Source organism: Streptomyces sp. 6N223, assembly GCF_052246635.1.
Classification (GTDB): Bacteria; Actinomycetota; Actinomycetes; order Streptomycetales; family Streptomycetaceae; genus Streptomyces.
The window spans coordinates 58,050-74,670 of the sequence record NZ_JBQQCA010000030.1 but is presented as its reverse complement, the minus strand read 5'-3'; the positions used below and the strand labels follow the sequence as shown (position 1 = coordinate 74,670).

20 protein-coding genes are annotated in these 16,621 nt (G+C 70.6%); 12 read left to right on the top strand and 8 right to left on the bottom strand.

What is annotated here, in order from left to right:
- Positions 1-2 precede the first annotated feature (2 nt).
- The 3 genes from ACTWQH_RS19475 (at position 3) to ACTWQH_RS19465 (ending at position 2,293) form a co-directional block, all read left to right on the top strand.
- Entirely contained in the window at positions 3-920 is a 918-nt protein-coding gene (locus tag ACTWQH_RS19475; RefSeq protein ID WP_443287901.1) for an ABC transporter ATP-binding protein, read from the top strand.
- The gene (locus ACTWQH_RS19470) at positions 920-1,642 is read left to right on the top strand and encodes an ABC transporter permease subunit (protein WP_443287900.1); all 723 of its coding nucleotides are present in this window, start codon (positions 920-922) and stop codon (positions 1,640-1,642) included. Before ACTWQH_RS19475 ends, ACTWQH_RS19470 begins: the two co-directional genes overlap by 1 nt.
- A gap of 228 nt (positions 1,643-1,870) precedes the next feature.
- Complete coding sequence (locus ACTWQH_RS19465; RefSeq protein ID WP_443287899.1) at positions 1,871-2,293, top strand: hypothetical protein; 423 nt, start codon at positions 1,871-1,873, stop codon at positions 2,291-2,293.
- A gap of 209 nt (positions 2,294-2,502) precedes the next feature.
- Here ACTWQH_RS19465 and ACTWQH_RS19460 read toward each other — a convergent pair whose 3' ends face one another.
- Entirely contained in the window at positions 2,503-3,237 is a 735-nt protein-coding gene (locus ACTWQH_RS19460; RefSeq protein ID WP_443287898.1) for a hypothetical protein, read from the bottom strand.
- A gap of 205 nt (positions 3,238-3,442) precedes the next feature.
- Positions 3,443-3,883, bottom strand: coding sequence for a hypothetical protein (locus ACTWQH_RS19455; RefSeq protein ID WP_443287897.1), 441 nt, complete (start codon positions 3,881-3,883; stop codon positions 3,443-3,445).
- Between the two features lie 112 nt (positions 3,884-3,995).
- Between ACTWQH_RS19455 and ACTWQH_RS19450 the strand changes: the two genes are divergently transcribed.
- Together ACTWQH_RS19450 and ACTWQH_RS19445 are read left to right on the top strand one after the other, a co-directional pair.
- Complete coding sequence (locus tag ACTWQH_RS19450; RefSeq protein ID WP_443287896.1) at positions 3,996-4,811, top strand: helix-turn-helix domain-containing protein; 816 nt, start codon at positions 3,996-3,998, stop codon at positions 4,809-4,811.
- Positions 4,808-4,990 carry a DUF397 domain-containing protein gene (locus tag ACTWQH_RS19445; protein ID WP_443287895.1) on the top strand — a complete coding sequence of 61 codons (183 nt, stop codon included), beginning with the start codon at positions 4,808-4,810 and terminating at the stop codon, positions 4,988-4,990. The genes ACTWQH_RS19450 and ACTWQH_RS19445 overlap by 4 nt, the downstream gene beginning before the upstream one ends.
- A 49-nt stretch (positions 4,991-5,039) precedes the next feature.
- Here ACTWQH_RS19445 and ACTWQH_RS19440 read toward each other — a convergent pair whose 3' ends face one another.
- Positions 5,040-5,849: a hypothetical protein gene (locus ACTWQH_RS19440; RefSeq protein WP_443287894.1), complete on the bottom strand. Its 810-nt coding sequence runs from the start codon at positions 5,847-5,849 to the stop codon at positions 5,040-5,042.
- Positions 5,836-6,366 (bottom strand): RNA polymerase sigma factor, encoded by a 531-nt coding sequence (locus tag ACTWQH_RS19435; protein ID WP_443287893.1) that lies wholly within the window; start codon positions 6,364-6,366, stop codon positions 5,836-5,838. Before ACTWQH_RS19435 ends, ACTWQH_RS19440 begins: the two co-directional genes overlap by 14 nt.
- 106 nt (positions 6,367-6,472) lie before the next feature.
- Between ACTWQH_RS19435 and ACTWQH_RS19430 the strand changes: the two genes are divergently transcribed.
- Entirely contained in the window at positions 6,473-7,021 is a 549-nt protein-coding gene (locus tag ACTWQH_RS19430; protein WP_443287892.1) for an RNA 2'-phosphotransferase, read from the top strand.
- A gap of 50 nt (positions 7,022-7,071) precedes the next feature.
- Complete coding sequence (locus ACTWQH_RS19425) at positions 7,072-8,910, top strand: WD40 repeat domain-containing serine/threonine protein kinase (RefSeq protein WP_443287891.1); 1,839 nt, start codon at positions 7,072-7,074, stop codon at positions 8,908-8,910.
- Between the two features lie 14 nt (positions 8,911-8,924).
- Here ACTWQH_RS19425 and ACTWQH_RS19420 read toward each other — a convergent pair whose 3' ends face one another.
- Positions 8,925-9,527: a hypothetical protein gene (locus ACTWQH_RS19420; protein WP_443287890.1), complete on the bottom strand. Its 603-nt coding sequence runs from the start codon at positions 9,525-9,527 to the stop codon at positions 8,925-8,927.
- Positions 9,528-9,665: 138 nt separating this feature from the next.
- On the opposite strand from ACTWQH_RS19420, the gene ACTWQH_RS19415 reads away from it, so the two are divergent.
- From ACTWQH_RS19415 to ACTWQH_RS19395, 5 genes are all read left to right on the top strand, one after another.
- Entirely contained in the window at positions 9,666-10,346 is a 681-nt protein-coding gene (locus ACTWQH_RS19415) for a DedA family protein (protein ID WP_443287889.1), read from the top strand.
- A 39-nt stretch (positions 10,347-10,385) separates the two neighbouring features.
- Positions 10,386-10,712, top strand: coding sequence for a TfoX/Sxy family protein (locus tag ACTWQH_RS19410; RefSeq protein WP_443287888.1), 327 nt, complete (start codon positions 10,386-10,388; stop codon positions 10,710-10,712).
- 48 nt (positions 10,713-10,760) lie between these two features.
- Positions 10,761-11,342, top strand: a complete 582-nt coding sequence (locus tag ACTWQH_RS19405) for a helix-turn-helix domain-containing protein (RefSeq protein WP_443287887.1) — start codon at positions 10,761-10,763, stop codon at positions 11,340-11,342.
- Between the two features lie 38 nt (positions 11,343-11,380).
- Positions 11,381-11,902 (top strand): GNAT family N-acetyltransferase, encoded by a 522-nt coding sequence (locus ACTWQH_RS19400; protein ID WP_443287886.1) that lies wholly within the window; start codon positions 11,381-11,383, stop codon positions 11,900-11,902.
- 314 nt (positions 11,903-12,216) lie between these two features.
- Positions 12,217-13,218: a hypothetical protein gene (locus ACTWQH_RS19395; RefSeq protein WP_443287885.1), complete on the top strand. Its 1,002-nt coding sequence runs from the start codon at positions 12,217-12,219 to the stop codon at positions 13,216-13,218.
- On the opposite strand, the gene ACTWQH_RS19390 is transcribed toward ACTWQH_RS19395, so the two are convergent.
- The 3 genes from ACTWQH_RS19390 to pheA all read right to left on the bottom strand — a co-directional run bounded on the left by ACTWQH_RS19390 (position 13,104) and on the right by pheA (position 16,621).
- On the bottom strand, positions 13,104-13,943 hold the full coding sequence (locus ACTWQH_RS19390; RefSeq protein WP_443287884.1) for an HAD family hydrolase: 840 nt from the start codon (positions 13,941-13,943) through the stop codon (positions 13,104-13,106). The genes ACTWQH_RS19395 and ACTWQH_RS19390 overlap by 115 nt on opposite strands.
- On the bottom strand, positions 13,940-15,214 hold the full coding sequence (gene serS / locus ACTWQH_RS19385; RefSeq protein WP_443287883.1) for a serine--tRNA ligase: 1,275 nt from the start codon (positions 15,212-15,214) through the stop codon (positions 13,940-13,942). Before serS ends, ACTWQH_RS19390 begins: the two co-directional genes overlap by 4 nt.
- A 474-nt stretch (positions 15,215-15,688) precedes the next feature.
- The gene (gene pheA / locus ACTWQH_RS19380; protein ID WP_443287882.1) at positions 15,689-16,621 is read right to left on the bottom strand and encodes a prephenate dehydratase; all 933 of its coding nucleotides are present in this window, start codon (positions 16,619-16,621) and stop codon (positions 15,689-15,691) included.

Sequence of the window (16,621 nt, the reverse complement as noted above, 5' to 3'; positions counted from 1 at the left end):
CCATGGCCACCATCCACATCAACGCCACGTCCCGCTGGTTCGGCAACGTCGTCGCCGTCAACGGCATCACCATGGACATCGGCCCCGGCGTCACCGGCCTGCTGGGCCCCAACGGCGCCGGCAAGTCCACCCTCATCCACATGATGAGCGGCTTCCTCGCCCCCTCCGCCGGCACCGTCACCCTCGACGGCCAGACCATATGGCGCAACGCCGAGGTCTACCGCCACATCGGCCTCGTCCCCGAGCGCGAAGGCATGTACGACTACCTCACCGGCGGCGAGTTCGTCCTGGCCAACGCCGAGCTCCACGGCCTGCCCGACCCCGGCGCCGCCACCGCCGCCGCCCTCGCCACCGTCGAGATGGGCCACGCCGCCGACCGCGGCATCGCCACCTACAGCAAGGGCATGCGCCAGCGCGTCAAGATGGCCTCCGCCCTCGTCCACCAGCCCGAAGTGCTGCTGCTGGACGAGCCGTTCAACGGTATGGACCCCCGCCAGCGCATGCACCTGATGGATCTCCTCCGGCAGATGGGATCCGAAGGCCGCACGGTCCTCTTCTCCTCCCACATCCTCGAAGAGGTCGAGCAGCTCGCCACCCACATTGAGGTCATCGTCGCCGGACGCCACGCCGCCTCCGGGGACTTCCGCAAGATCCGCCGCCTGATGACCGACCGCCCCCACCGGTACCTCGTCCGCTCCGCCGACGACCGGGCCCTGGCCGCCGCCCTCATCGCCGACCGCTCCACCACCGGCATCGAGGTCGACCACACCGAGGGCGCCCTGCGCATCCAGGCCGTCGACTTCACCCGCTTCACTCACCAACTCCCGCGCCTCGCCCGCGACCACGGCATCCGCCTGCTCGAGGTCTCCCCCTCCGACGAATCCCTCGAATCCGTCTTCTCCTACCTGGTGGCGTCCTGATGTATAACCAAACTGTCGCGCGCCTGACCTACCGCGCCCTCCTCGGCCGCCGCCGCGCCCTGATCCTCTCGGCCCTCCCCCTCCTACTGCTGGTCATCGCCTTCGCCGTCCGCATCCAGACCGGCGCCGACGACCGCGCCGCCACCGAAATCCTCGGCGGCTTCGCGCTGGCGGCCATGGTCCCCCTCATCGGCGTCATCGCGGGCACCGGCGCCATCGCCCCCGAGATCGACGACGGCTCCATCGTCTACCTGCTGGCCAAGCCCTTGCCGCGCCGCACGATCATCACCACGAAGCTCCTCGTCGCCGTCGCCATCACCCTCGCCTTCACCACCATCCCCATCCTCGTCGCGGGCGTCATCCTCAACGACAACAGCCAGCGCATCGCCGTCGCCTTCACGGCCGCGGCGGCCGTCGCCTCCGTCGCCTACAGCGCGGTCTTCCTGTTGCTGGGCACGATCTCGCGCAACGCCGTGGTCTTCGGCCTGATCTACGCCCTGGTGTGGGAGGCCCTGTTCGGCAACCTGGTCCCCGGCGCCCGCACCCTCAGCGTCCAGCAGTGGTCCCTGGCCCTGGCCGAACGCATCGCCTTCGACGGCGCCGACATCACCTCCGACGTCAGCCTGGCGACGGGCGTCATCCTCCTGACGGCGGCCACGACGGCCGGCACCTGGTACGCCATCCGCCGCCTGCGGGCGCTGACGCTGGCGGGAGGGGAGTGACCGACGGCCCTCAGCCGGAGGCGGGAGGAGGTGGAGGCGCCGGCCCTACCGGCCCTACCAGCTCCGGCGCCGGCTCGCGCCACGTGGCTCTCCCAGCCGACGAACGAACGCCCATCCGCACGCCCCGGACTCATGTCTCGGGCGGTGGGCCGCCGCCACGATGGGCCGCCGCTGCCGTTGAGGCCCGCAGGGATTGAACCGACCACATGCCCGCAGCGTCTGAGGTGCATGAAAGTATCGCGCCAAGCCGCCGTCCTGCTCCTGAGCGCCGGGCTGTTGCTCCCCGGCTGCTCGTCCTCGTCCGACAACCCGGGCGAAGAGAGGAACACCGGCCCCACCCTGCCCGCCCGCACCGTCACCAAGGGCGAGTGGCAGGAAGGGCCGGCAGAGCCCAAGCAGCACACGCCGTATCCGTATGACATCTATACGCACTGCGGAGTCAAGTGGGTGAAGTTCGGCGGCCGCTGGTGGGTTCTCGACTTCGTGTACCCCGGTGTCGAGCAGGTCAAGGGGGAGCCTCCCTCGCAGGACAACCAGACGCTCGCCGGCTACATGACCCTGATCGGCCCGGACACCGCCAACTTCGACGCCGCCGGGATGCCCACGCTGCAATTCGTACCGACCGAGGACGAACCGCCAGGCTGCGAATAGGCGTCCAACTCATGAGCGGAAACCGCGAAAGTGCCTTCTGACCTGCAATGCCGGTGACTTTGCTCGTCCATGATCCCCACGAGTGCGACAGAACGGTTTGTCCAGCGGCGATTTCGGTGCGGTTCGTCGCAGTCGCGGGGATCAGCGTCGGCCAGAGTCACCGGCCTTGTTCTGACCTGGGACGGCGCCACGGCCAGGCGTTGCCGCCCCTACGGCAGCCCGCGATGCCGACGCCGTGGCGGCTTGGGCAGGGGCCGGTCGCGCAGATCCTTCAGGCCCGCCGCGACATCGGCCAGTCGCTCACTCATGGCGCACACCACACGCTCGGTGTTCTCCAGCCGCCGGTCCATGCGCTCCACGCGCCCGTCCACGTGCTCCACCCGCCGCTCGACGTTCTCCAGCCGGACGGCCATCCGGTGAATCAGCGGCCCCAGATCCCGCAACGCGGGCCCGATGTCGGCGATCGCCGCCTCGACGTTGGTCACCCGCCTTTCCAGCGCGGGAGCCTCCCGCCGAGGCAGCCGAGTGCTCTCCTCCGCGTCCAGCAGGTACGCCCGGACCCGCCGCGCCACGGCGCTGTCCCGCAGCAGCATCGCCACGTTGAGGACCGTGCGGCGGGTGTACAGCGCCATGCTGTTTCGGCGCTGTGGATAACTTTGCTCAAAGTTGCTGGATGAGACCTTCAAGTTGAAGGTCTGATATTCCCGCAGTTCAGAGGCTCGTAGGATTCGAAGCCCGTTCGCTTCCAGTTCCTCGCGGTGGCGCCTCAGCAAACTTTCCACAGCCTTCGTCCCCACCTCGAAGAAGGCCGCGACCGCGTCCGTCGTCACGTGCAGCCCGTCGGGCAGTAGCCGTAGTGCCTTGACCTTGTCGAGCGCGTCTGTGCGCGCCGCAAGGCTGTCGCGCAACGAGCGCGACTCCAGCAGAACCTTCTCGTCGTGCATGAGTGTGCAAAGACCCCTTCCGGTCTCGTATGGGCATGCCAGGTACCGCCCGTATCCAGGGGCTAGGAGCGGAGATCTGCTATCGCGTCACGTACTGCACGACCGGCACAGGTCTCGCCCGCTACCGGCAACCACCACTTCACACACTCTCGGCGCCACGTACTCCAGTCGCCTCCGCGCATATGGCCTAACGAGCGGATCGTAATTAGGTCACGCATTCGGTCTTCTTCCTTCGCTCCGCCTCCGCGATGATGGCCGCGTTCAGCGCGCACGGCTCCACGAACGGCTGCTCCGCCGTAGGCAAGCAGCGCCACGCCAGGGGCCAGGTCTCGCCCGACAGGGCCGGGATGCCGACGAACGCCACGCGGCCGGGGGTCGCCGCGCTGTAGCGCTCCGCGAACGGCGGCCAGCGGAAATCCCGCACCGTACCCGGCGGCAGGATGAAGTACAGCCACCCCCGCCCCACCAACTCCCGTACTATCGGCCCCGGCTCCCCGCCGCACGCGGCCGTCAGCGCCACCGCGACCCGCTCGCCGCGCGCGCCCGCGATGCGGATCGCGTCGAACCACAGGCCGGTCTTGCGGAGCTTGCACCCGAAGTCAGGAATCCACTCCGGGAGATCGGGGAGGTCGGTTTCGTCGTTCATGCCCCTACGCTTGCGCGATCGCATTACGCTGACGAGTAGTTGGCCCTTCACAGCTCGTGATCTGTGGAGCTCGGCCCCTGTTCAGTGACGCCTGTGAAGCACGGAGGCACACGTGTCCGAATCTGAATCCGAGCCTTCTCCCCTGCGCCTGTCGTTCGGCAGGCAGGTGCGCCTGCTGCGCGAGTCGCACAGTCTCTCGCGAGACGACGTAGGCGCGTTCTGCAACGTCTCCGGTTCGATGATCGGCGCCGTCGAGCGCGCCGAACGCATCCCCGACACGCAGCTGATCGAGAACCTGGACACTAGGCTCCAGGCCAACGGCCTGCTGGCGTCTGTCACCGACTACATGTCTGCCGAGCAGTACAAGGAGTTCTTCCGCGACTACGTGGTCCTGGAACGCCAGTGCTTCGCGCTCAACAACTACGCGCCGCTGCTCGTTCCCGGCCTGCTGCAGACGGAGGCGTACGCACGGGCGACGTTCCGGATGCACTCCCCAGCGCTGGACGAGGAGGAGATCGAGAAGGAGGTCGCGCGTCGCCTGGAACGGCAGAAGCTCCTGCAGCGCTGCCCCCGGCCGTACCTCGGCTTCGTCATCGAGGAGTCGGTGCTACGCCGCCCGCTCGGCGGCAAAGCCGTGCTCAAGGAACAGCTCCACCATCTGCTGGACCTGACCCCGCTGCCGTTCCTCACCCTCCAGGTGATGCCTATGGACTGCGAGGAGCACACCGCCCTGGACGGCTACCTGACGCTGCTGACCACCAAGGACCACCGACACGTCGCCTACATCGAGCACCAGAACGACAGCGACCTCATCTCCGACAAGAAGAAGGTGGGACTGTTCATCCAGCGATATGGCATCCTGCGAGCGCAGGCTCTCAACCCCCACGAGTCGGTACGTCTCATCGAGAAGTTGGCAGAAGAACTGTGAACAGCGAACTCACCTGGTTCAAGAGCAGCTACAGCAGCGGCAACGGCGGCGACTGCGTCGAGGTGGCCGCCAGCCCGCACGCCGTCCACGTCCGCGACTCCAAGGACACCACTCACCCGTCACTCTCTGTTCCACGTGAAACCTGGGCATCCTTCCTGGGGTTCGCCGCCATCCGCTGAACGGCTCGCTGCCGACGGGCGTTGCCCGCCGGCAGCGATCTGAGGCCGGTCAGTCCTCGGCGTGGTACCGGGTGAAGATCTTCCGCTCCTCCTCCTGGTAGGAGAGACCGGCGCACGTGGACCCGTCCTCGTTGAAGTACGTCAGCGTCAACGCGCCGTCGCCAGGAGGCGCGGCGTCCACGACGGTCCAGCCGGCCAGATCGTGTGCGGCCAGCAGGTCGTAAAGCCTGGTCTCCAGCTCCGGGAAGGAAGGGCAGGGATCTTCGGGGTTGATCAGGTCTTTCAGACCATCTGGCAGGGCCTCCACGAACTCCGCCAGCCGCTCCTGTTCGTCGCTCGGCCCGACGTAGGGGACCTCGTCGTGCTCCTCGCACACATCTGGGCCGCCCGCGTACACCCTGACGCCGCCGCGCCCGTCGCCGGGGGCACACGCGGTGAGCGGGCCCTCCACGGGACCAGGGCGTTCGCCGCCATCCCAATCCCCCCAATCCACCCAGTTCTGGCCAGCCTCCCAGTACCCTCGGCACGTGGCCTCCGCGTCAGCTGCGGTAAGGGCGATGGGGAAGCCTTCGATGGATCCCTCGGCTCCTGAAGGGTGGACGCACTCCAAGGTCGCCGTGTTGGAGACGTGGCCGTCTCCGACCAGTGTCAGCGCTGCCGCCGTGGCACCGCCCACGGCGAGGGCCGACACGACGGGAATCACCACCAGGTGCCGTATGCGACGGCGCCGGGAACGCTGGCGCGCCTGCGTCCGGATTCGCAGGGCGGCCGGGTCGTCCGGGTCGGGCAGGGCACGGGCGCGCACCGGGTCGGCACCGCGCAGGAGCGCGCCGAACTCCTCGTCGTTATCGGTCAGCATGCTGCTTCACCTTCGTCTCGTGCGTCTCGTTGTCGTTCGGTGTCGCCAGACGCGAGCGCAGGCGTTCCCTGGCCCGATGCAGGCGGGTGGAGACAGCGCCGACGGATATGCCGAGCACGGCCGCGATGTCGGCCGGGGGCAGGTCGTCCCAGTACGCCAGGCGCAGCAGCTCCTGGTCAGTGGACGACAGGCTGGCCATGGCCTCGCCGAGGTCGCGGCCTTCGGCCGTCACCGCGGGACGCGGCTGCTCCGCCACGCGGCGCAGCAGCCGTGCCCAGCGGCGTTGCCCGCGTGCCTGGTTGGCCAGCACCTTGCGGGCGACGCCGAGCAGCCAGAGCGCGGCCTCGTGCTCGTCACCGGGCACGTGCTTTCGCCGGCGCCAGGCGACCGCGTACACCTCGGACACCGCGTCGTGTGCCGCCGTCTCGGAGGTCCGGCGCAGGCAGTAGGCCATCACCCGGCGAAAGGTGGACCGGAACAACCGGTCGAACTGTTCAGCCTGTTCATCGGATTCCATGCCTAGCTATGTCCGGTTCCCGCCGCGGGCTTACAGGCGACGAAGGGGAAGAAAGGGGAAGCGAAAAGAGTATGCCGAGCGGGGCGTTGTGCGGCACGCTCAGCGCATGGACGAGCGACGCACCAAGCGCATCTCCAAGTACCTCGCCCGGCACCTGCGCCACGACCCCGCCCGGATCGGGGTCACGCTCGACCCGCAGGGGTGGGTCGGCGTGGACGAACTCCTCGACGCCGCCGCACGCGACGGCTTCCGCATCACCCGGGCCGAGCTGGAGCACGTGGTCGCCACCAACGACAAGCGGCGTTACGCCCTCGACGGTGATCGTGATCGGATACGCGCCAGCCAGGGGCACACGGTCGCCGTGGACCTCGGGCTGGCGCCCGTCGAGCCGCCGGCGTTCCTCTTCCACGGCACTGTGGGCCGCTTCCTCGCCGCCATCCGCGCCGAGGGCCTCAAGCCCATGGCCCGCCAGCACGTGCACCTCTCGCCCGACCGCGAGACCGCGACCCGCGTCGGCGCCCGGCGTGGCAGGCCGGTGATCCTCACCGTGGACGCCGGAACCATGCATCGCGCGGGCCATGTCTTCCACCGCAGCGAGAACGGAGTCTGGCTGACGGCCGCCGTGCCGCCCGCGTTCCTGAGCTTTCCCGGGTGAAGCCGCTGTCTACGATGTGTTCTTGACCACGCGCGCGAAGGGGGTACTCCGTGGCGGACCGCGTCCTCGCCGACCGGTATCGGCTGGTGAGTCAGCTCGGCGAGGGCGGCATGGGGCAGGTGTGGGAGGCGTACGACCAGACTCTGGAACGTCCCGTCGCCGTGAAGCTCATCTCGTCGCTCGCGGGCGGAGGCAGCAGAGGCGACGACGCCCGCGCCCGGTTCCTGCGCGAGGCGCGGCTCACCGCCAGGCTCCAGCACCCGAACATCATCACCGTCCACGACCTCGGCGAGGCGGAGGCGGAGGAGGGCACGACGCCGTTCCTGGTGATGGAGCGGCTGCGCGGCGAGGGGCTCGACGCCGTGCTCCGACGCGGGCCCGTCGCGCTGCCGGAGGCCGGCCGCTGGGGCGCCCAGATCTGCGAGGCGCTCGGCGAGGCGCACGCCGCCGGGATCCTCCACCGGGACATCAAGCCCGCCAACATCCTCATCACCGCCTCGGGAACGGTGAAGGTCCTCGACTTCGGCATCGCACGGGCGGCCGACGCGACCGCGACGCGCGACCGCATCACGCAGACCGGGTTCATGGTCGGCACGCCGCAGTACATGGCGCCCGAGCACGCCCGGGGCCGCGCGGAGCAGCGCAGCGACCTGTACGCGCTGGGCTGCGTGCTGTTCGAGATGATCACCGGGCGCCTGCCGTTCGAGGCGCCGGAGGCCGTGGGCTATCTCACCGCGCACCTGCTTGAAGCCCCTCCCGCGCCCAGCTCCGTGGCGGCGGGGATCCCGGCCGCGTGGGACGAGGTGGTGCTGACCCTGCTGCGGAAGGAGCCCGCCGAGCGGTACGACTCGGCGACCCACCTCGCCGCCGAGCTGCGGCGGCTGGGCGCAGACGTCGGCTCTCTCCCGAAGAAGCCAAAGAAGCCGAAGACGCCGAAGACGCCGAAGACGCTGAGGACGCCGACGGTCGTGGAACCCGTCCTGCGGGAACGGTTCAGCCCGAGACTCCTGACAACGATCCACCTGCGGAAGCCAGTGGCCGACGTGGTCTTCGGCCCCGACAGCGAGCGCCTGGCGTACGCGCACGCCAACGGGACGACCATCGTCGCCGACCTCTCGGGCGAGGAGGAATTCCGGCTGGTGCATCGCGCCCGCCGCTGGCGGGGCGCCGGCAACGCCGGCGTGGCGTTCAGCCCGGACGGGACGCGCCTGGCCACGGTGTCTGGCGACAAGACCCTGCGACTGTGGGACGCGGCCAGCGGCACCGAGCATCTGCGGATCGATCTCGACAGCAGTCCGTTCACAGTGACGTTCAGCCCTGACGGCGTCCGGCTTGCCACCGCGTCCGGGGACGGGGTGCGACTCTGGGACGCCCGGACGGCCGAGCTGCTCCTCAGCTGGAACAACGGTGCCATCCAGGACGTGGCCTTCTCTCCGGATGGCGCACGGCTGGCGATCGCGGGCCCGAGGAAGCTGTCCCTCCTGGACGTGACCACCGGCGGGGACGTCCTGCAGGAGGTCATCAAGGACGAAGACATCCTGGGGTACGAAGGCGTGGCGTTCAGCCCGGACGGGGCCAGGCTGGCGGCGGCGAGCTCCAACCTGGGCGCCTGCCTCGTGGACACCCGCACGGGCCGGGAACTCCTCCGGCTCGGTGACACCTCGGGGGCGCCGGACGTGGCGTTCAGCCCTCACGGCGACGTGCTCGCGACCTGCAGCTTCCTCGACGAGGACGTGTGGCTGTGGGACGCGCACACCGGCGATCTGATCGACACGATCGGGACCTCCTCCTCGTTCGTGCAGCGCCTCGCGTTCAGCCCCGACGGCACCATGCTGGCCACCGCCAGCGACGACGACATGACCGTCCAGGTCTGGCGCCTCACCCGTTGATCGACTCAGGGCCGCTAGAGCTTGCCCGGGACGCACACCACCCGGTGCCCCAGCCGGCGCGCGAACTCCGTCACGAACTCCGGGCGGAACGGCGGCCAGTTCCAGAACTGGAACGCCAGGTGCCCGAAGCCCCAGACCGGCTCCCAGCGCCAGTCGTTCAGCCCCACCGGAGCCGCGCACTCCGGGCAGGCCAGCACCCCGTCGCCGCCCTCGAACCACTGGCGTATCGCCGCGTCGAACGGCTGCCACGCCGCGGCGTCGTGCCGCAGCGGGTCGCCACACCCCCGCTCCTCGTCCATGAACCGCACCACCGCCCCGCACGCCGGGCAGCCCGCCCGGCGTATCTCATCCTGGCCAAAGTCGAAGACCGTGCGGCAGGTCGAGATCCGCATGCCGTTCGTCCACAGCAGCGCCAGCCGCTCGTCCGGCTCGGTCACCGCGTCGGCGTACCTCGGCCCCGGGGGATAGCCCGGACCCTTGCCCAGCACACACGACTCGTGCGGCTCCGCGGCGACGATGCCCGCCGCCACCAGCCACGACAGCCCGGCCGCCGCCAGCCTCGGCGCCTCCTCCTTCGTCGCCTCGACGTCGCCGACGGTCTGGAACCAGTCACCCATGGGGGCACCTTACGACCCGCCACTGACAGTCGTGAGCCGTTTCGGCGTGTACGCGGGACGTCCGGGAATCGTCCCGGATTCGCCACGTCCACCCCCGGGCTGACGCGGCGGACCGTGGGCATCTCATAGGGTTGATGCATGGAGCACGCGATCCTGGAAGCGGTCGAAGAGTTTGTCGCCACGCCGTGGGTGTATCTCGCGCTGTTCGCCATCGCCAAGATCGACAGCTTCTTCCCTGTCGTGCCCAGCGAGACCCTGGTGATCACGCTCGGCGTGTTCGCCGCGTCGAACGCCGAGCCGAACATCGTGCTCGTCATCCTCGTCGCGGCGGTCGGCGCCTTCGCCGGCGATCACATCTCGTACTGGATCGGCCGCAAGTCCGGCCCCAAGATCATGGCCAAGGTGAAGCCCGGCAGCCGCACACAGAAGGCGTACGACAGCGTGGGCCGCATGCTGGAAAAGCGCGGCGGGCTCGTCCTGATCACCGCGCGGTATATCCCGGGTGGCCGCACCGCCGCCACCCTCACCACCGGCGCCACCAGGTACCCGCTGCGCTCCTTCTCCCGCTACGACGCCGTCGCCGCGCTGAGCTGGGCCACCTACTCCGCGCTGATCGGGTACATCGGCGGCGCCGCGTTCAAGGACAACCCGCTGCGCGGCCTGATGATGGGCCTCGGGCTGGCGCTGGCGATCACCGCGCTGCATGAGGGCATTCGGATGGTGTACGAACGCCGCAAGAGCCGCCGCCAGGCCCACGAGGGCGGCGAGGCCGGCGACGCCCCCGAGGCGGAGGCCCCGGAGGCGTCACCCGTGGCGTGAGCCTCACGGGCCCGCCGGCTTCGGCGTAGTCTGCTGCGCATGGCCTACGACGACGTGCTGGCGGAGCGGGTGCGCGACCGGCTGCGAGGCGAGGCGTCCGTCACCGAGAAGCGGATGTTCGGAGGGCTGTCGTTTCTCGCCCACGGGAATCTCGTGGTCGCGGTGAGCGGCGACGATCTGCTGGTACGTGTCGGCCCTGAGGGCACGCACGACGCGCTCGCCCGTCCGGGTGCGCGGCCCGCCGTCATGGGCGCGCGGACGATGCGCGGCTGGGTGCGCGCCGCGGGGGACGCCCTCAACGACGCCGCACTCGACTACTGGATCAGGACGGCGCTGACATACGCCACGACACTGCCGGCCAAGTGACCAGGCAGCGCTCCCCGCTCCTCTCTTATCCGGGATAGCATCCCACATATGGGAGAGACTGAGGGAGCCACCGACCTCGACGCCCGCCTCGCGGCCCGGCTCGCCGAGCTGCGCGCCCACCGCGCGTGGTCCCTCGACGAGCTCGCTCACCGCTCCGGCATCAGCCGCTCCACCCTCTCCCGGCTCGAACGCGGGCAGATCAGCCCCACCGCCGCCCTCCTCGGCAAGCTCTGCACGGTCTACGAACGCACCATGTCCCGCCTCCTCGCCGAGGTCGAGGCCGGGGCGGAGCCGCCACCGCTCGTCCGCGCCGACGCCCAGCCCGTCTGGCGCGACGAGACCGCCGGCTTCACCCGCCGCGCCGTCTCCCCACCCCACCCCGCCCTCCGCGGCGACATCGTCGAAGGCACCCTCCGCCCCGGCGCCGACATCGCCTACGACCAGCCGCCCGTCCCCGGCCTCGAACACCACGTCTGGGTCCAGGACGGCACGCTGGAGATCACCGCCGACGCCACCACCCACCACCTCCGCCCCGGCGACACCCTCCGCTTCCGCCTCCGCGGCCCCTCCCGCTACCGCAACCCCGGCTCCCAGCCCGTCCGCTACGCCGTGTTCCTCGTCCTCCCCTGACTCCCCTGACTCCCCTGACTCCCCTGAAGGCCAGCCCCGTGCACCACGCCATCGAACGCCTCACCCCCGACGCCTTCCCCGACGCCGTCAAGGGCCTCGCCGCCCTGCTCGCCACCGCCGTCCAGCACGGCGACTCCCTCAACTTCCTCTCCCCGTTCGACGAGGACGCCGCCGCCACCTGGTGGCACAGCCGGGCCCCCGCCGTCGCCGACGGCCGCCTCATCGTCTGGACCTGGCGCAACCGGGACGACGCCGTCACGGGCACCATAAGCCTGGCCCTCGACAGCACACCCAACGGCCGTCACCGTGCCCACGTCCTCAAGCTCATCGTCCACCCCACCGCCCGCCGCCAGGGCCTGGCCCGCGCCCTCCTCACCACTGCGGAGAACGCCGCCGCCAACGCCGGCCGCACCCTCCTCATCCTCGACACGGAGACCGCCAGCCCGGCCGAGCGGCTCTACCTCACCGCCGGCTGGACGCGCTACGGCACCGTCCCGGCGTACGCCGCAGACCCGGAGGGTGACCTGCGGGACTGCAGCTTCTTCTACAAGCGGCTGTAGGCGAAGCCCTTCGCGTCGTGGAGTGCCATCTGTGACGTCGAGCTAATTCGCCCGAACGGGTGAACCGTTGAGGGGTCTGGTTGACGGCCCTGCTGTGGATTGTGCGATTGGCTGCCCCGCCGGAAGCGGCATTTGCGCAGGTCACCTAACGCGCGCCGGGCTGTGGATAACTTTGCGCGCGCAGCGGCGAGTTGGGATTTGTGCAGGTCACGGGACGTGCGACGGGCTGTAGGGTCGGCTACGTCCACAAACAAATTGGCCCCCGCGATGCGCCAACATCCGAGGGCCCGGCACTAGGAAACCAACCCTTCCCAATGCAGAACCATCGTAGCCAGCCGACGCGGTCCTTCTCCACCTACAGCAACGAGCTGTTGCGGGATCGCCGCCTCTCCTTCTGCGCGATCGGCGTCCTCGTCTACCTCCTCAGCCTCCCGCCCCAGGCGCGTCCCACGATCCGGACGCTGGCCAAGCAGCGGCGCGAGGGCCGCGCGAGCATCGCGCGGGCGCTGCACGAGCTGGAGGAGTGCCGGTACCTCAAGCGCGTCGTGAGCAAGGATCCGCAGACCGGGCTCTTCACCACCGAGTACGAGGTCTTCGACGCGCCCTACGACGACCGGCCGGACGACCGGGCCCAGGCCCGGGATCTGGCCTCCGGTGCGGCGAGCGCCGGGGACACGGGAGCTCTCCCTTCGGGAGTAAAGACACGGGTACAAGAACCTCCCTCCCCTCCGCCGCCGAAGCCACCACCGAAGCCACAGCGGAAGCCGCCGCGCGAGCCCGTCGTCGTGCCGGAGGCGGCGCGACGCGACGTGAATCTGCTGGGGTCGCTCGGGCTGGCGGAGCCCAGGCTGGCGATGGGGGTGGCCGAGGCCGCCGAGCTGGCGCCGCTGGTGCGGCCGTGGCGGGAGGCCGGCGTAGGTGACGAGGCGCTGCGGGTGGTGCTGACCGCCGGGCTGCCGGACCGGGTGTATTCGGCTGTGGGCCTCGTGCGGGACCGGCTCAGACGGAAGGCGCCGATGCGAAGTCGGCCCGAGGACGAACGGAGACCGCTGGGGCTGTCCGAGTGCGAGCGGTGCCAGGGGCCCAGCCGGACGCCCGGCCTGTGCCGGATCTGCCGGGACGGGCCGCCGCCCGAGCCGGATGTGAGTGCGTTTGTCGAGGCGGGCAGACGCGGGATCGCGAAGGTGCGGGCCGCGCTCGGTCAGGGCAGCAGCCGCTCCAGCACCTCGGCGATGCCGTCGGCGTCGTTGCTTCCCGTCACCTCGTCGGCCACGGCGACCAGCTCCGGGTGCGCGTCGGCCATGGCGACGCCGTGAGCGGACCACCGCAGCATCGGGATGTCGTTCGGCATGTCGCCGAAGGCGATCGTCTGCGCGGCCGTCGCGCCCAGGCGGCGGGCCGCCACCGACAGGCCCGTCGCCTTGGTCAGGCCCAGCGGCAACAGCTCCACGAGCCGCTCGCCCGCGACCACGATCTGGGCCGCGTCGCCGAGCAGCGCTCGGGCCACGGCGGCCAGGCCGTCGTCGGTGTGGTCGGGGTGGTGCAGGTAGAGCTTGATCAGCGGCTCGGACCACATCGCGGCACGGTCCGACACGTGTACCGGGAGCCGTGCGGGGGCGGCGTCGTCGCGGGGCGCGCGCCAGGCGGAGGACGCCTCCTCCCAGAAGACGTCGTCCATCAGCACGTCCCCGGCCATCCCGTCCCGGTTGACCGCCACGCCCAGCGGGCCCAGCTCCGCCTCCAGCAGCGCGACCGCGTGCCGGGCCAGGGCGCGGTCCAGGGTCACGGAGGTCAGCAGGCGGCGTTCCCCGGCGTGGTAGAGCTGGGCGCCCTGGCCGCAGATGGCCAGGCCCTCGTACCCGAGGTCCTCGAGTATGTGCTGGGTCCACGCCACGCTCCGCCCCGTCGCCACGATGTGCGCCGCGCCCGCCGCCGTCGCGGCGGCGAGCGCGGCACGGGTCCGCCGCGAGACCGTCCCGTCGCTCCGGAGCAGGGTGCCGTCCAGGTCGGTGGCGACCAGGCGGTAGGAGAAGGGCGTCACGACGCCGGGGTCAGCGCCTCGCGCCCGCCGAGGTAGGGGCGCAGCACCTCCGGCACGCGCACCGAGCCGTCGGCCTGCTGGTGGTTCTCGAGGAGGGCGACGATCGTGCGGGGGACGGCGCACGCGGTGCCGTTGAGGGTGGCGACCGGGCCGGTCCGGCCGTCCTTCCGGAGGCGGATGTTCAGGCGACGCGACTGGAACTCCGTGCAGTTGGAGGCGGACGTCAGCTCCCGGTACCTCCCCTGCGTCGGGAGCCACGCCTCGCAGTCGAACTTGCGCGACGCCGAGGCGCCCAGGTCGCCGGTGGCCACGTCGATGACGCGGAAGGGGAGTTCGAGGGAGGTCAGCCACTGCTTCTCCCAGGCGAGGAGGCGGGCGTGCTCCGCCTCCGACTCCTCGGGCGTCACGTACGAGAACAGCTCGACCTTGTCGAACTGGTGCACCCGGAAGATGCCCCTGGTGTCCTTGCCGTACGAGCCCGCCTCGCGGCGGTAGCACGGCGAGTAGCCGGCGTAGCGCAGCGGCAGCGCGTCGGCCTCGATGATCTCGTCCATGTGGTACGCCGCGAGCGGGACCTCGGAGGTGCCGACCAGGTAGTAGTCGTCCTTCTCCAGGCGGTACACGTCGGCCGCCGCCTGGCCGAGGAAGCCGGTGCCCTCCATGGCGCGCGGCTTGACCAGGGAGGGGGTGAGCATGGGGGTGAAGCCCGCCTCGGTGGCCTGCGCGATGGCGGCGTTGACCAGCGCCAGCTCCAGGAGGGCGCCGACGCCCGTCAGGTAGTAGAACCGGGAGCCGGAGACCTTCGCGCCGCGCTCGGTGTCGATGGCGCGCAGGGCGTGACCGATCGTCAGGTGATCGGCGGGCTCGAAGCCCTCGGCGGCGAAGTCCCGTATGGTGCCGTGGGTTTCGAGGACGGTGAAGTCGTCCTCGCCGCCGACGGGCACGTCGGGGTGGACGAGGTTGCCGAGCTGGAGCAGGAGCCGCTGGGCCTCGGCGGCGGCCTCGTCGCGTTCGGCGTCGGCCGCCTTCACGGCGGTGGACAGCTCGCCGGCCCGCGCCAGCAGCGCGGTCTTCTCCTCGCCCGCCGCGCGCGGGATCCGCTTGCCGAGCTGCTTCTGCTCGGCGCGCAGCTCGTCGAAGCGGGTCCCGGAGGACCGGCGCCGCTCGTCGGCGGAGAGCAGGGCGTCGACGAGGCCGACGTCCTCTCCACGGGCGCGCTGCGAGGCGCGTACTCGGTCGGGGTCCTCACGGAGCAGGCGAAGGTCAATCACGGCTCTAGGCTACCGAAGCGGAGGAGCGGGGAGAGGGCGGGGATTTGTCTGGGTTTGGGGGGAATGGGGTGGCGAGTCGGGCGCCACAGTATCCACAGGTCAGGGGGCTGCCCCACCAAGTTTTCCACAGGGGGGTGAGGCGGGCTGTGGAAAAGATTGCGGGGGTGCGCGCCGGCCCGAGCGTGCGGCGCAGAATTCCCATGCCAAACGTCGCCTACACGCTCTTCCGAGCGAATTTGAGGAAAAACCCAGGGGAATTGCTTCACTCCTAGGCGTGAGACGCGCGCTTTGGGGTGACGAAGCGGGACTCGTCCGCTGTGGATGGTCTTGGGGTCACCATGGTCACTTGTCGACATCGCCCGGCTTGTCCGGCCGGGGAAAATGTCGATTCATCCACAGCCCTCAGAGCCGCCTGTGGAAAACTTCGATCCTCGGCCAGCCCTCGGCCAGCCCTCGGCCAGCCCTCGGCGCGCCTCAGTGCGGCCGGCCGTCCAGGCAGCGGGTGAGCCAGTCCGCGGCCGTCAGGAAGTCGGCGTCCGCCGTCCCCGCCCGGACCGTGGGCCGCACGGCGTCGGCGCGCGGGTAGGAGCCGAGGTAGCGCACGTCGCGGCAGAGCCGCTTGAGGCCCATCATCGCCTCGCCCACCCTCCTGTCGGAGATGTGGCCCTCGCAGTCCACGGAGAAGCTGTACTGCCCGATGCCCGCGCCGGTGGGGCGGGACTCGATGCGGACCATGTTGACCCCGCAGGTGGCGAACTCCTGGAGCACCTCCATCAGCGCGCCGGGGTGATCGGCGCGCAGCCACAGCACCACGGAGGTCTTGTCGGCGCCGGTGGGGGCGGCGGGCCGGGCCGGGCGGCCGACGAGCACGAAGCGGGTGGCGGCGTCCTGCGCGTCGTGGATGTCGGTGACCAGCGGTTCGAGCTCGTAGGTGGCGGCGGCGAACTCGCCGGCGAACGCCGCGTCGAAGCGGCCCTCCTGCACGAGGCGGGCGCCGTCGGCGTTGGAGGCGGCGGACTCCCACTGGGCGTCGGGGAGGTGGCGTTCGAGCCAGACCCGCACCTGGGGCTGGGCGACGGGGTGGCCGGTGACGGTCTTGATGCTGTCGAGCCTGGTGCCGGGCCGCGCGAGGAGGGCGAAGGAGATCGGCAGCACCACCTCGCGGTAGATCATCAGGGGTGCGCCGGAGGCGAGCTCGTCGACGGTGGCGGAGACGCCGCCCTCCACGGAGTTCTCGATGGGGACGAGGGCGCCCGCCGCCTCGCTGTTGCGCACGGCGTCGAGGGCGGCGGGTACCGAGATCGTCGGGACCAGCTCGCGCGTGGCGGCCTCCGGGAGGGAACGGAGCGCGGCCTCGGTGAACGTGCCCTCGGGCCCGAGATACGTGTAGCGGCTCGCAGCGGTCAT

What these genes read in the sequence shown, in the direction of transcription:
- ACTWQH_RS19475 (WP_443287901.1), top strand. Translation starts at nt 3, where the DNA reads ATGGCCACCATCCACATCAACGCCACGTCCCGCTGGTTCGGCAACGTC.
- ACTWQH_RS19470 (WP_443287900.1), top strand. Translation starts at nt 920, where the DNA reads ATGTATAACCAAACTGTCGCGCGCCTGACCTACCGCGCCCTCCTCGGC.
- ACTWQH_RS19465 (WP_443287899.1), top strand. Translation starts at nt 1,871, where the DNA reads ATGAAAGTATCGCGCCAAGCCGCCGTCCTGCTCCTGAGCGCCGGGCTG.
- ACTWQH_RS19460 (WP_443287898.1), bottom strand. Translation starts at nt 3,237, where the DNA reads ATGCACGACGAGAAGGTTCTGCTGGAGTCGCGCTCGTTGCGCGACAGC.
- ACTWQH_RS19455 (WP_443287897.1), bottom strand. Translation starts at nt 3,883, where the DNA reads ATGAACGACGAAACCGACCTCCCCGATCTCCCGGAGTGGATTCCTGAC.
- ACTWQH_RS19440 (WP_443287894.1), bottom strand. Translation starts at nt 5,849, where the DNA reads ATGCTGACCGATAACGACGAGGAGTTCGGCGCGCTCCTGCGCGGTGCC.
- ACTWQH_RS19435 (WP_443287893.1), bottom strand. Translation starts at nt 6,366, where the DNA reads ATGGAATCCGATGAACAGGCTGAACAGTTCGACCGGTTGTTCCGGTCC.
- ACTWQH_RS19430 (WP_443287892.1), top strand. Translation starts at nt 6,473, where the DNA reads ATGGACGAGCGACGCACCAAGCGCATCTCCAAGTACCTCGCCCGGCAC.
- ACTWQH_RS19420 (WP_443287890.1), bottom strand. Translation starts at nt 9,527, where the DNA reads ATGGGTGACTGGTTCCAGACCGTCGGCGACGTCGAGGCGACGAAGGAG.
- ACTWQH_RS19415 (WP_443287889.1), top strand. Translation starts at nt 9,666, where the DNA reads ATGGAGCACGCGATCCTGGAAGCGGTCGAAGAGTTTGTCGCCACGCCG.
- ACTWQH_RS19410 (WP_443287888.1), top strand. Translation starts at nt 10,386, where the DNA reads ATGGCCTACGACGACGTGCTGGCGGAGCGGGTGCGCGACCGGCTGCGA.
- ACTWQH_RS19405 (WP_443287887.1), top strand. Translation starts at nt 10,761, where the DNA reads ATGGGAGAGACTGAGGGAGCCACCGACCTCGACGCCCGCCTCGCGGCC.
- ACTWQH_RS19395 (WP_443287885.1), top strand. Translation starts at nt 12,217, where the DNA reads ATGCAGAACCATCGTAGCCAGCCGACGCGGTCCTTCTCCACCTACAGC.
- pheA (WP_443287882.1), bottom strand. Translation starts at nt 16,621, where the DNA reads ATGACCGCTGCGAGCCGCTACACGTATCTCGGGCCCGAGGGCACGTTC.